Origin of the sequence: Nannocystis pusilla (assembly GCF_026626665.1) — a bacterium.
Taxonomy (GTDB): Bacteria; Myxococcota_A; Polyangia; order Nannocystales; family Nannocystaceae; genus Nannocystis; species Nannocystis pusilla.
This window is the reverse complement of sequence record NZ_JAPNKE010000002.1, coordinates 7,777,904-7,790,482: the sequence shown is the minus strand read 5'-3', so window position 1 is coordinate 7,790,482 and position 12,579 is coordinate 7,777,904. Positions and strand designations below refer to the sequence as shown.

Annotated in this window: 10 protein-coding genes and 1 pseudogene; 5 read left to right on the top strand and 6 right to left on the bottom strand. The window is 72.6% G+C overall.

Features of this window, described 5'->3' with window-relative positions; translation table 11 throughout:
• The first annotated feature begins 163 nt into the window (after nucleotides 1–163).
• The 3 genes from OV079_RS56455 (at nucleotide 164) to OV079_RS34235 (ending at nucleotide 2,090) form a co-directional block, all read left to right on the top strand.
• On the top strand, nucleotides 164–364 hold the full coding sequence (locus OV079_RS56455) for a SiaC family regulatory phosphoprotein (RefSeq protein ID WP_267773545.1): 201 nt from the start codon (nucleotides 164–166) through the stop codon (nucleotides 362–364).
• The gene (locus OV079_RS34240) at nucleotides 352–531 is read left to right on the top strand and encodes a hypothetical protein (RefSeq protein ID WP_267773542.1); all 180 of its coding nucleotides are present in this window, start codon (nucleotides 352–354) and stop codon (nucleotides 529–531) included. Before OV079_RS56455 ends, OV079_RS34240 begins: the two co-directional genes overlap by 13 nt.
• Before the next feature lie 602 nt (nucleotides 532–1,133).
• The gene (locus OV079_RS34235; RefSeq protein WP_267773539.1) at nucleotides 1,134–2,090 is read left to right on the top strand and encodes a YopT-type cysteine protease domain-containing protein; all 957 of its coding nucleotides are present in this window, start codon (nucleotides 1,134–1,136) and stop codon (nucleotides 2,088–2,090) included.
• A 79-nt stretch (nucleotides 2,091–2,169) separates the two neighbouring features.
• On the opposite strand, the gene OV079_RS56450 is transcribed toward OV079_RS34235, so the two are convergent.
• On the bottom strand, nucleotides 2,170–3,186 hold the full coding sequence (locus tag OV079_RS56450; protein ID WP_267773536.1) for an ABC transporter permease: 1,017 nt from the start codon (nucleotides 3,184–3,186) through the stop codon (nucleotides 2,170–2,172).
• Nucleotides 3,173–3,967: an ABC transporter ATP-binding protein gene (locus OV079_RS34225; protein ID WP_267773533.1), complete on the bottom strand. Its 795-nt coding sequence runs from the start codon at nucleotides 3,965–3,967 to the stop codon at nucleotides 3,173–3,175. The genes OV079_RS56450 and OV079_RS34225 overlap by 14 nt, the downstream gene beginning before the upstream one ends.
• A gap of 250 nt (nucleotides 3,968–4,217) precedes the next feature.
• On the opposite strand from OV079_RS34225, the gene OV079_RS34220 reads away from it, so the two are divergent.
• Nucleotides 4,218–4,703, top strand: a complete 486-nt coding sequence (locus OV079_RS34220; protein ID WP_267773531.1) for a host attachment protein — start codon at nucleotides 4,218–4,220, stop codon at nucleotides 4,701–4,703.
• Nucleotides 4,704–5,581: 878 nt separating this feature from the next.
• On the opposite strand, the gene OV079_RS34215 is transcribed toward OV079_RS34220, so the two are convergent.
• The 3 genes and pseudogenes from OV079_RS34215 to OV079_RS59100 form a co-directional block, all read right to left on the bottom strand.
• Nucleotides 5,582–6,769: a GAF domain-containing sensor histidine kinase gene (locus OV079_RS34215; protein WP_267773529.1), complete on the bottom strand. Its 1,188-nt coding sequence runs from the start codon at nucleotides 6,767–6,769 to the stop codon at nucleotides 5,582–5,584.
• A complete protein-coding gene (locus tag OV079_RS34210) occupies nucleotides 6,724–7,677 on the bottom strand; it encodes a hypothetical protein (RefSeq protein WP_267773527.1) in 954 nt (317 codons plus the stop codon). Before OV079_RS34210 ends, OV079_RS34215 begins: the two co-directional genes overlap by 46 nt.
• Before the next feature lie 1,613 nt (nucleotides 7,678–9,290).
• Nucleotides 9,291–10,835: pseudogene (locus OV079_RS59100) on the bottom strand (serine/threonine protein kinase); the annotation flags it as partial.
• Here OV079_RS59100 and OV079_RS34195 point away from each other — a divergent pair.
• Entirely contained in the window at nucleotides 10,737–11,879 is a 1,143-nt protein-coding gene (locus OV079_RS34195) for a saccharopine dehydrogenase family protein (RefSeq protein WP_420829564.1), read from the top strand. The pseudogene OV079_RS59100 and the gene OV079_RS34195 overlap by 99 nt on opposite strands.
• Before the next feature lie 219 nt (nucleotides 11,880–12,098).
• On the opposite strand, the gene OV079_RS34190 is transcribed toward OV079_RS34195, so the two are convergent.
• Complete coding sequence (locus OV079_RS34190) at nucleotides 12,099–12,446, bottom strand: BP74-related protein (RefSeq protein WP_267773520.1); 348 nt, start codon at nucleotides 12,444–12,446, stop codon at nucleotides 12,099–12,101.
• Nucleotides 12,447–12,579 lie beyond the last annotated feature (133 nt).

Genomic DNA, 12,579 nt, shown 5'->3' with positions numbered 1-12,579 from the left:
CATGCGGACGAGGGGTTCCGTGGAACTGGATCTCAGGGGGCCCCACGGTTGGGGGCTCTTGCCCAGAGCTGGCCTTTCGGTGATCGTGGCGCGAAGGAGGGGTCTCTTGGTCGCGGAACGCCTTTACTTGCCTGCACAGGCCGGCAGCTATCCCACTCCAGGCGTGGATTTCGACGGCGAACTGGGGCTTCTACGCCTCGAGGGCGAGAGCCACCCCGAAGAGGCCGCGCAGTTCTATGCGCCGCTGATCCTCTGGCTCGACACGCTGATCGCCTCGCCGCCCGCGTCGGTGGTGTTCGAACTGCGCCTGACGTTCTTCAGCGCGGCGACCCGGCCGCGCTGCTCGCCCTATTGCGACGATTGAAGAAATGGGCCAACCGCGGAGCCACGGTCCGCGCGACCTGGTACATCGACCCGGGCGACGAAGACATGGTCGACGTCGCCGGCGACCTGGCGATGATGTCCGGCCTGGCCATCCGCGTGGTCAGCACCGCCGTGAATCACTCGGTGATGCTCGGCATCGCGGTGTGAACGGGCGGAGAGGCGCGTCGCACGAGGGCCCCCGGCGCTCGCGGGGGCGCGCGAGCGCAACGACGCGCGTTCGGGTGCCGGCGGCAGGTCCCGGCATTTCCGAAGAGAAATGGCATGTGTCGCCGACGCCGACGCGAATGCGGGGGCTCGAAAGGGCACAAGAGCGAACGCTGATAGCTGTCTCTTCGGACATCCAGTCCCACGGCCGGGCGGCCGGGAGCCAAGACAGGCGCTCGAACGCCCGTAGACGGCGAATTGACGGCCAGTGGGCCGCAGACTAGCCTGAAACTGGAGACGGAGGGGCTGATGCCGCGGCGCAGGCAAGGGCTCACGGGAGGGGACCCCACGCACGAGAGCGATGTCGATTCGTCGCACCCCTCGGAGGAGGCAGGCGAGGTCGATCGCCCGGAGGAGCGCATCGAGCAGGACGATCTCGGCAGGCACCCGGGATTGACCAGCGCATCTCCGCCAGCGCGCCGGAGCGAGGAATACGAGGTCGACGGCTCGGCGGACGAGCAGACGCCGATCGACGAGTGGATCGACAGCAACCCGCCTCCCCCCGTCTCGCTCATCGTCTCCTCGCCGGGCGGCTCGCCCGGCGGATGGAGCATGGGACAGACGATCGGCAGCGGCGGCGGGCAACCCCCAGGATCTTCCATTCAGGCGGCGCGCCGACGACGACGACGACGAGCACGACGACGACGAGCACGACGACGACGACGACGACGACGACCACGAGCAGCTATCCGGGCGGGCGGACCGATCCCAATAACAACAGCGGCCCGGCAGCGAGGCCTGACGGCGCCGCTCGGTTCTCCGACCTCTCGGACGTCGTCTCCAATCATGGGTCCGCAGACTGGCGGCCCGTCCCCGACAGCGAGGCAAAGGCCAGCGGGCGGCGGTTGCAGCAGGAATTCCGCCGGCGCCTCGATTACGTCTTCTCGCAGGGGAAGGAGTTGGCGCGCCCGCTCGTCCGCCTGCGCTTCGGGCAGTCGCCGGGGATCTGCCTGACCCTGTCGCTCGATTGGCTGGCCCGCATGCATCGCGGGCGCCGGGACTACAACGATCCGCACTACAAGCGGCCGATGAACCGCGTCACTTCCATGTGGAAGCTGGCCGGGATGCAAGGGCTGTACAACAAGCAGAACAGCGAGGGGCGCAAGTCGACGCAGACGCTCATCGAATGGATCTCCGGCCACAAGGACGCGCGGCCCGAAATGTCGCGGCTGCAGGCGAGCACGGCGTTTCATTTTTACAACTACGAGAGCAGCCCCAGGCGCATCGCGCTGGCGCTGCAGACGGCCCTCGAGCACCCGGACCATCCCGGGCTGATGATCCGCCTGAGCGGCGGCGGCCGCGGCGTATCCGGGCACGCGGTGGCGCTCTTCCGCAGACACGACGGTTACGCGGTCTTCGATTCGAACTTCGGCGTGTATCGCTTCGACGACAGCGAGCAGGCGGCGCGCTTCTTCGTCCGCGTGTGGGACGAGATCTACCGGGCGCGCAGCGGCCTGGGGTGGGTCGAGGGGAGCTGGATCGACATGCGCGAGCCGGATTGACGGAGCGCCGCTCCCGTCGACCTCCGCGGGCGCGAGGTCCTCGCGCCCGGATCCGCCGCGGCCGACGCGGATTTGACGATCAGGCGTGCTCGGCGGTGAGGCCGCGGCCCTCGCGGATCTTCCGCTCGAGCGCGCCGAACACCAGGCTGTCGACGAGGACGCCCAGGACCATGACGACGAGCATCCAGGCGAGCAGGCCCTCGGCGTCGCTGAGCTCGCGCGAGAACTGCAGGCGCACGCCGATCGAGGGCGCGTGGCCGATGATGACGAGCAGCTCGCCGGCCATGAGGCTGCGCCAGGCGAACGCCCAGCCCTGCTTGAGGCCGGCGACGAAGCCCGGGAGGGCGGCGGGGATGATGATGTGGCGGTAGAGCGCGAAGCCCCGCGCGCCCATGACCTTGCCGGCGCGCACGAGCAGCGGCGGGACCTGGTCGGTGCTGGTGAGCAGGCCGATGGCGATCGACGGCGCCGCGCCGAGCACCACGACCGCGAGGATCGCCGCCTCGCTGAGCTGGAACAGCAAGATCGCCAGCGGGAACCACGCCACGCTCGGCATCGTCTGCAGGCCGGTGAGCAGCGAGCCGGCCGCCGTGCGCAGGACCTTCACCCGCGCCAGCACCAGGCCGAGGCTCACGCCGGCGACCATGGCGATCGCGTAGCCGAGCAGCGCCCGCTTCATCGTGATCGCCGCGGCCACGCCGATGTCGCCGGCCAGCAGGTCGGTCCACAGGCGGGCGAGCACCGCGCCCGGGCCCGGGAGCACGTACTCCGGCCGCCAGCCGCTGAGCACCACCAGTTCCCACAGGGCCAGGGCCATCGCGGCGGCGGCCAGCTTGGGCCAGGCGGCCGTCCACAGCGCGCGCACGCGGCCGGGCCTGTCGCCGGCGGACGGCTCGCGCTCGACGGCCGGGGCCGGGTCCTCGGCCTCGGCGACGGCGCGCAGGCCGGCGCGCAGGGGGTCCTCGGCGTCTTGCCGTTCGGGCATGTCGATCAGGACATGTCCCTCGGGACTGCCGGCATCGCGCTCGCCGCCCGGGACGGCGTGCAGGTGCGGGCGCGCGGGCGAGGCGTCGCCGGCGAGCTCACGCTGCGGCACGGGCGGCCTCGAGCAGGTGGTCGGTGATCGTGCGGGCCATGCGGGCGACCTCGGGCGACTCGATGCGGCGCGGGCGGTCGAGGTCGACCTGGTACTCGGCGACGAGGCGACCTGGCCGCGAGGACAGGAGGAGGACGCGGTCGCCGAGGCGCACGGCCTCGCGGACGTTGTGGGTGACGAACACGACGGTCAGGCCGGTCTTCTGCCACAGCGCCTCGAGCTCGCTGTGGAGGTGGTCGCGCATCATGGCGTCGAGGGCGGCGAACGGCTCGTCCATCAGCAGCAGCTCGGCCTGCTGGGCCAGGGCGCGGGCGAGGGCGACCCGCTGCTTCATGCCGCCCGACAGCTCGTGCGGGCGCCGGCGGGCGAACTTCTCGAGGTGGACGAGCCGCAGCAGCTCGGCCACCCGCTCGGTCCGGGCCTTGCGCGACAGCCCTTGCATCTGCAGCGGAAAGGCGACGTTCTCCTCGACGCTCAGCCAGGGGAACAGCGCCGACTCCTGGAACATCAGCGCGGGGCGCTCGCCGGCCACCGTGACCTTGCCGGCCGAGGGCGTGTCGAGCCCGGCCACCAGGTTCAGCATGGTCGACTTGCCGCAGCCCGAGGCCCCGACCACGCACACGAACTCGCCCTTCTTCACCGTGAACGACATGGTGTCGAGCGCGACGACCGCGTCGCCGCCGGCGCCGTGGCGCTTGGTGACGCCGTCGAGGCGCAGCGCCACCGGGGCGGGCGAGGGGCTCAAGAGGGACAGCGGGACGTGCGGCAGGGCAGCGCTCATCGGTTTCCTCGGCCCATCAGGCGTACATTATGCTGAACGCTTCGTCAATCCACGGAACTCCGGTGAGGTCCGTGAAAACCGTGTAGCAAGGGTGCAGAGGCCCTCCTGAACCCCGTAGAGGCCGCTTCGCCGGTGGGCGCCCGCCGGCTGCATTCACCAGGATGTCGGGGCCTCCGCTGCGGTGGTGCGCCACCGCTCAGCTTGGATTTTTCCAGTGGCCGCACGGGACTACCGCGATCAGGGTTCGGCCATGAAGCCCTATACTCCGACATGGATCGTGCTCGTGGACGGCTCGCGCGGCCGGATCCTGGTGCAGGAGGCACCCGGCGCCGCGCTGACCCGTCCGTTCGGCGACGGATTCACCAGCGGTCGGGAGCTCAACCACGAGGTCGGTGAAGACCGACCCGGCCGCTCACGCGGCTTCGCGGGCGCCGCCGCCCGCCACGCGTTCGAGCCGCGCACCAACCCGCACGACAAGGCGGAGACCGAGTTCAGCGGCCAGGTCGCCGCGTTCGTCGACCGCGGGGTGGGCGACCGCAGGGCCCAGCGGGTGATCCTGGTCGCTCCGCCGCGCGCCCTGGGCGATCTGCGCAAGGCGCTGTCGCCGCGCGCCTACGCCCGCGTGCACGCCGAGATCTCCCATGACTGGCTCGACCTGCCCGACAACGAGGTCGCCGCCCGCCTCGGCGACGCCCTCCGCAGCCCCATGGCCGCGAACACCTCGCTGGCTGTGTGATCTCGATTGTGCCATCGGACACGCCCCCAGGGGCCTCTGCCTGATTTAGCTCGTTCGTCGATAGAGAGAGTGAACCAGCCTGATGTGCGCGGGGGCGATCCAATGAGGATCGCGCCCCGCGTGCGCCTGTTGGCATTTCGGCGAATAAACGTTGTTCTCGACGACGTCGTGGGGCTGAGCGCGCTGCTCGCCGCGCTTCGTGGATGGCCTCGAGGACAGATGGCGAGCGCCGGACCGTCGAGCACGCTGCGCCCGCCGCGAGAGACGGGATGTCCTCGGGGACATGTGCGGCGGAGCCCGCGGACGCGCGCGCACCGGGGCTCGCAGCGGCCTCGGTGGGCCGCGGTGCGCGGATGTCCTGAAGGACAGGCGGGCGGCCCGGCCACCGAAGACCCCCTCGAACGGCCGCGACCGGCAGCCGCGGGCGCGAATGCGCGCGGCGTCACATGTCTCTTCGGGCATGTCGACATCGCCGCAGGTGGCATCCGAGCGTGGGGGAAGCACCGATGCCGCGAATAAGGCAGGTCCGTTCGGATCTTGCGCGCCCCAAAGACCCTCGCGGCCGCGCGCGCTCGCGGTGACGGTGATCGCACGCGGACAACCGGGCGCACCCGTCCGCCCGCCACGACGCTGAAAACGATATGTCCTCGGGGACATGTCAGAGGCGCCGGCCGCTCGGCCGTCGGCGCGTCGTGTCCGAAGGCAGCACCGCCGCGGCCCGCAAGCCCGGCGATGCGAGCGAGAGAAATATGGTTTTGAGGACATGTCCGAACCGCCATGCTGAGGCCGAGGCCGGCGCCCCTGCGTGACGGCACACATGCCCCCGAGGTCAGGTGCGTAGGCTCGAGCCGAGCGGCGGCTCTTCTAAAAATAAAGATTCAGCCGGTCGGCAGCTCGAGCGTGAAGGCCGAGCCGCGGCCGGGTTCGCTGGTGGCGGTGAGGCTGCCGCCCATCGCCTCGGCGAGCCGGCGGCAGATCGTCAGACCGAGGCCGACGCCGTCGAAGCGGCGGGTCGACGACGAGTCGGCCTGGACGAACGGCTCGAAGGCGGTCGCCAGCTCGCTCGGCGTCATGCCGATGCCGGTGTCCTGGACGACGAAGCGGACTTTTTTCTCAAAGCGGGCGGCGCGGAGGGTGACATCGCCGTGGGCGGTGAACTTGGCGGCGTTGCCGAGCAGGTTGACGAGGATCTGCCGCACCAGGGTCGGGTCGCCGAGCATCACGCCGAGGTCCTCCGAGAAGTCGCAGACCAGGCGGTTGTCGCTGCGCGACAGGTCGGGCAGGGCCATCGTGACGACGTCGTGCAGCAGCGAGGCCAGGTCGATCGGCTCGCGCGCCGCCTCGACCCGCCCGGCCTCGATCTTGGTGAGGTCGAGGATGTCGCGCACGATCGCCAGCAGGTGCCCGCCGGCCCGGCGGATCTTGTCGAGGTCGGCGACCATGCCGTCGTAGCCGCGCTCGTCGGCCTCTTCGGACAGCATCTCGCAGTAGCCGAGGATCGCGTTGAGCGGGGTCCGCAGCTCGTGGCTCATGTTGGCGAGGAAGCGCGTCTTGGCCTCGCTGGCGGCCTCGGCGGCGCGGCGGGACTCCTCCATGCGGCCGAACAGGAGCGCGCGGTCGATGGCGATCGCGGCCTGGACCGCGAGCAGGCGCAGGGTCTCGCTGCGCTCGGGGCTGAAGGCGGCGGCGACCAGGTTGTTCTCGAGGTAGAGCACGCCGAGGCGCTCGCCGCCGTGGACCAGCGGGGCGGCCAGCAGCGAGCGCGGGCGGACCAGGCGGACGTAGGGGTCGGCGGCGAAGCGGGGGTCGTCCTCGGCGTCGTCGACGACGAGCGGGCGGCCGCTGCGGTGAGCGAGGCTCACCACGGCGGCGGGGACGAAGTCGAGCTCGGCCAGCGGGACATCGCCGAGCGGCGCGTGCCGGTCGCCCTCGGCGACGTACATGTGCGCGCCGACCAGGCCGGCCCCGCGCGCCAGCAGCAGCACGCCGCGCTCGGCCCCGCTGTCCTCGACCAGGCGCATCACCGCGGCCAGCAGCCGGCCGAGGTCGAGCTCGTCGGCGAACACCTGCGTGGCCTTGAACAGGGTGGCGAAGTCGAGGTGCTGGCCGGCGCGGCTGAGCGTCGGCTCGGAGCTGGATGTCCTTGAGGACAGGTCGGTGGCGCCCGCGGCGGCGGCAACGAGCTGTCGAGGTCGAGGTCGTGGCCGCGGCGGTCGAGGCCGGCGTGGTTCTGGTCGAGCGCGCGCACCTTGGCCAGCGCGCCCCAGCGCAGGTAGGCCCGCCGGGCCCGGCGCAGGTAGACGTGCTGGGCGTCGCGCAGGCCGGCGCCGGCGAAGTGATGGGCCGCGACCTCGCAGGCGACCGCCTCGTCGTGCGGGCGGGCGTGCCGGACCGCGGCCGCCAGCGCGGCCTCGTAGCCCTGCAGCGCGGCCGAGCCGTCGCCGATGACGCGGAGCAGCTCGGCGCGCACGAGGCGGGCGCGGGCCTCGAAGTTGGCGGCGCAGCTGCGGCTCCACGCGGCCAGCTTGTCGGCGGCGGACTGCAGCGCGCGGCGCAGGCGGAGCGCGCCGATAGGTCCCGGGCTCGGGCCGCGGCGCGCCAGCAGCAGCGCGCGGAAGAACACGTGGTCGGCGTACAGCGGCGCCTGGCCCAGCTCGCGCGCGGCTCTCGGCTCGGCGCGGTCGCTGTCGGCCAGGCCCTCGTCGATGCGGCCGAACAGGAAGTGCAGCATCTCGCCCTGGACCGCGCGCGACAGCGTGACCATGAAGTCCGCCGCGTGCTCGGCGTCGGCGGGCCCGACCTCGAGGGCCACGCCGGTGAGGGCCGTGAACGCCACCGCGCTGGTCTGCAGGTGCGTGACCGCGCTGCTGACGTGCGCCCCGCGGGCCTGCGCGAGCCCGGCCTCGAGGTCCTGGCGCACCTGCTCCAAGGACTGCCGGCCTGCAGCCGCGTGCTGACCAACGTGCTCGCGCACAGGCCGGCGTACAGCAGCTGCCCCGAGTCGAGCCCGGCCTGCAGGCCCTCGCGCAAGATCGGCAGGGAGCGGGTCAAGGCGTGCTTCCACGGCTGGATCATCGCCCCGTACAGGAACTTGACCACCGCCTCGACGCCGCGGTCGGGGTAGCGCGCCAGCATCTCGAGCGCGAAGCGGCCGTAGTCGTCGGCGATCTTGGCGTCGCGCTGGATGATCGCCAGCAGCATGCCGTAGCTCAGGAACTGCGCGGCCGACAGGCTCGACGTGCCGTGCTGCAGCGACAGCCGGGTCGCGCGCATCGTCATCGCCATCATCGTCATCATGTCGAACTGGTAGACCGCGCCGATGATGACGAAGTAGATCCGCAGCGCCAGCTTGACCGTCGGGTCGCGCAGCGGCGGGAGGTCGGCCAGCAGCGCCGGCGAGCGCCCGGCGATCGCCGACTTGGTGCGCATGAACTCGACCATCACCCCGGGCAGGCCGGTCCGGCGCGGGCTGTCGAAGCCGATCGCGCGCAGGCCGACGAGGCCGCGGTCGACGCAGGCCTCGAGGCGGCCGAGGTGGAGGTCGAGCGTCGCCCACAGCTCGGACGCGAGGGCCCGCTCGCGGGGCTCGCGGGCCCGCTCGAGCAGGGCGCCGAGGATCGCCTCGGCGGCCGCGTGATCGCCGGTGAGGAACAGGCCCTCGGCGCGCAGCAGGTCGAGCGCGAACGCGGTCTGCGGGGCGTCGGCGGCGATCGGGGCCAGCGCGGCGGCGCCGGCGGCCGCGTAGGTGGTGGTCGCCGCGAACGCGCCCGAGGCCCGGGCCTGGCGCGCCGCCGCCAGATCGATGTCGGCCAGCGCCCGCCGCTCGTTGGCGTCCTCGATGCGGCCGGCCGCGGCGTTGAAGTGGTCGGCGATCTCGAACAGCTTCGGGTGGCGCTCGTCGACCGCGTCGCCGCCGCGCAGGCGCCGGGCCAGCGCGAGGTGGATGGTCGCGCGCTCGCCCGCGGCCAGCGTCGACTCGACGGCCTGCTGCACGCGGTCGTGGAAGAACCGCCAGCGCCCGCCGCGGGCGACGATCAGGCCCGAGCGCGCCGCCTCGACCAGCGCCGCGGCGACCTCCGGCTCCGGGCGCCCGGTCAGGTCGGCCAGCAGCGCCGCGTCGAACTCGCCGCCGACGCAGGCGGCGCGGCCGAGCGCCTCGCGGGTCGCCTGTCCCAAAGAACGTGTCCTTTGGACCATGACCGTAACGACATCCGCGGACACCGCGGCGCCGGCGATCGCGGCCTCGTCCCAGGTGAAGCGGGCGCGCTCGGAGTCGAAGGCGATCAGGTCGTGGTGGGCCAGGTCGCGCAGGTACTCGCCGACGAACAGCGGCACGCCGCCGGTGCGGTCGTGGACCAGCGCCGCCAGCGAGGCGACCTCGGCCGGGGCGCGGCGGAGGGCGTCGGCGAGCAGCGCGGCGGTGTCGTCCTGGGTCAGCGGGCGCAGGTCGATGCGGCGCGACACCTCGGCCAGCGCAGCCAGGGTCTGCTGCAGCAGCGGCGACACGGCCTCGTCGCGGAGCGTGGCGATCACCAGCAGGCCGGGCGGGCCCTCGCCGGTCAGCAGCGCGGCGAGCAGCTCGAGCGAGGCGGAGTCGGCCCATTGCAAGTCGTCGAGCAGCAGCACCAGCGGCGCGGCCGGGTCGGCGAAGGTGCCGACGAACGCGCGCACGGCCCGGTGCAGGCGGCCCTTGGCGGCCCCGGGCGAGTCGCCGTCGGCCGCGCTGGCGCCGGCGCGGGGCAGCGCGGGCCGCAGCTCGGGCAGGAGGGTGAGCAGCGCGCCGGCGAGGCGGCCGAGCGCCCGCTCGAGCGCGAGCGAGCGGCGGGCCAGGCCCTCCTCGGAGTCGGCGAGCATGGCCTCGACGAGCTGCACGAACGCGGCCCGCAGCGCGCTGTAGGGTTGGTCGCGGCGCAGCTGCTCGAACTTGCCGGCGACGAGGCGGCCGCCGCGGCCGGCGATCTCGCGGTCGAGCTCGTGGACCAGCGCGGACTTGCCGATGCCCGGCGGGCCGGCGACCAGCAGCAGCTCGGCCGGGCCGGCGCCGACCCGCGCGTAGGCGGACGACAGCTCGACGGCCGCCGCCTCGCGCCCGTACAGCCGCGCCGGCAGTTCGAACCGCGCCGGCGCGTCGTGGCTCGCCAGCGGGAAGCGCGTCGGCGCCTCGCCGGCCCGCACGCGCTCGCGGCAGCGCTCGAGGTCGTGGCGCAGGCCGCTCGCGCTCTGGTAGCGGTCATCTGCCTGTTTGGACAGTAACTTGAGGACAATGTCCGAAAGGACATCCGGCACCCCGGCCGCGAGCTCGCCGGGCGGCCGCGGGGCGCGGGCGATGTGGCCGTGGACCAGCTCGACCGGGTCGTGGCCGGTGAACGGCGGCCCGCCGGTCAGCATCTCGTAGAAGGTCGCGCCGAGCGAATAGAGGTCGCTGCGCGAGTCGACGGGCCGGTTCATGCGCCCGGTCTGCTCGGGGGCGATGTACGCGAGCGTGCCTTCGAGCACGCGCGGCGGGGCTGCGACGGCGAGCACGCGCGGCGCCTCGGAGGCGATCCCAAAATCGATGACCTGGACCTGACCGGCGTGGTCGACCAGGATGTTGCGCGGCTTGATGTCCTTGTGCAGCACGCCGCGGCGGTGCACGCCGTCGATGATGTCGGCCAGCTGGACCGCGAGGTCGAGGAACTCGGCGAGCGCCAGCGGCCCGCGGCGCAGCCGGGCGTCGAGGGTGTTCCCGCCGAAGTCGAGCAGGACCATCCGCAGCTCTCCGTCCTCCTCCTCCAGCGCGCGCGCCCGGACCACCCCCGGCAGGTCCAGGCGTTGCAAGATCTCGTACTCGCGGCGCAGCCGGCCTCGCTCGTGCGGGTCGCTGCGGGTCGCGGGCAGCCGTTTCAGCACCACCGGGCGGTTGTCCGTGGTGTCGACCGCCCGGTCGAGCGAGAACACGGCCCCGTCGTGCAGGTGTTCGACGACGAGGTAGTGACTCACGGCAACGCGAGTGTATCGCCAGGTCTCGCGCGAGAAACAAGGTATCCTCGCGCGGTGACGCCGCCCGCTGCACCCGTGAGAGACTGGGACATCACCGTGTTCGGAGCCACCGGCTTCGTCGGCCGACTGTGCGCCGCCTACCTCGCGGCTCATGCCCCGCCGGAGGTCCGGATCGCCGTCGCCGGACGGTCGCGCGACAAGCTCGCGGCGGTGGCCGCGGAGCTCGGGCGTGAGGTCGGCATCGTCGTCGCCGACACCGGCGACGACGCCGCGCTCGCGCGCATGGCCGCGGGCACGCGCGTGGTGCTCACCACCGTCGGCCCCTACGTGCGCTACGGGGAGCCCGTGGTGCGTGCGTGCGTCGAACAGGGCGCCGACTACCTCGACCTCACCGGCGAGCCGGCCTTCGTCGACCGCATCATCGAGCGGTACGACGAGGCCGCGCGGGCCCGCGGCGTGCTGGTGCTGCCGTGCTGCGGCTTCGACAGCATCCCGACCGACCTCGGCGTCCTGTGGACCACGCGCGCTCTCCCGCGCGACCGCCCCCTGACGATCGCCGGTTACATGGAGGGCCGCGGGAGATTCTCCGGCGGCACGCTCGCCTCCGCGCTCGGCGTGCTGACGGCGCCCCCGCCCCCGCGCAAGCCGCGGAGCGAGCCCGGCGCCGGCCGCAAGCGGGCCGCGATTCACTACCAGCGCGAGCTCGGGCGCTGGGGGCTGCCGCTGCCGACCATCGACCCGGTGATCGCGCGCCGCTCGGCCCGGCTGCGCGGCGACTACGGGCCCGCGTTCAGCTACGCGCACTACATCGCGCTGCCGCGGATCTACCACGTCGGCCTGGCGCTCGCGGGCGCCGGCGCGCTGGTCGGCGCGGCCAAGATCGGCCCGCTGCGGCGGATGCTCACCCGCATGAACCCGCCGGGCAGCGGCCCGAGCCCCGAGGTCCGCGCCAAGAGCTGGTTCAAGGTCACCTTCGTCGGCCGCGCCGGCGACGACCCGCCGGTGATCGCCGAGGTCTCCGGCGGCGACCCGGGCTACGACGAGACGGCCAAGATGGCCGGCGAGACCGCGCTCTGCCTCGTGTTACAACGGGACATGTGCAAAAGTACAGGCGGCGTGTCGACCACCGCGGCCGCCTGCGGCGAGCTGCTGATCGAGCGCCTGCAGGCCGCCGGGCTGCGCTTCGTGGTGCGCTGAATCGCGGCGCTCCGCGCCCTGCGAACGAAATGCGAGCAGGTCCGATCGGCGCGGACGATGAATGCATCGTCCGGTCGATACGGCCTTGCCCGCGCCTTCACGGGCGCGAAGTCATGCCAATCGGCGGTCCCGGCCGCGGCGACGCAGTCGTCGTCACCCGCGCCCCGAATCGCTGCTCCGGGCCCGGGTGCGCCGCGCGGTCGCTCTCGGCCGCCCGGCTCAACCGGGGCGGACCTCGTCGACCAGGCGCGAAGACCACGGGCACCAGTGACCGCCGGGCAGGAAGGCGCCGCCGGCCTCGTCGAGGTGGTCCTCGACGTATTGCATGCTCGCGTCGCAGACTTCGATCGCGACCTCGAAGAAGTCGATGGTGATCGGGTCGAGGTGGAACGACCAGCCGGGGTTGTAAGGCACGGGCCGCTTGAGGATGCGCCCGTGGATGTGGATCCGGTTCGTCTCCTCGCCGCTGAGGATCTTGCGCGCGTGCGCGATCTTGGCGTCGTCGGTCAGCTCGATCACGAAGCGCGGAAGGCCATTGGTGTCGGTGAATCGGAAGTAGGCTGCCATGTGTTTTCCTGCCCGCGGCCCACGCAATCATGACCCGCCGGCGACGGCCGCAAGACCGCCGGCAGAATCGAGGCCCCGAAGGTGACAGACTCGAGACCGTAGTGCAAGGCGCGATCGAGTGAACATCGATAAT

Bases quoted from the DNA above. Each gene is read 5' to 3' on its own strand.
- OV079_RS34220 (WP_267773531.1), top strand. From the start codon at position 4,218: ATGAAGCCCTATACTCCGACATGGATCGTGCTCGTGGACGGCTCGCGC.
- OV079_RS34190 (WP_267773520.1), bottom strand. From the start codon at position 12,446: ATGGCAGCCTACTTCCGATTCACCGACACCAATGGCCTTCCGCGCTTC.
- OV079_RS34225 (WP_267773533.1), bottom strand. From the start codon at position 3,967: ATGAGCGCTGCCCTGCCGCACGTCCCGCTGTCCCTCTTGAGCCCCTCG.
- OV079_RS34235 (WP_267773539.1), top strand. From the start codon at position 1,134: ATGGAGCATGGGACAGACGATCGGCAGCGGCGGCGGGCAACCCCCAGG.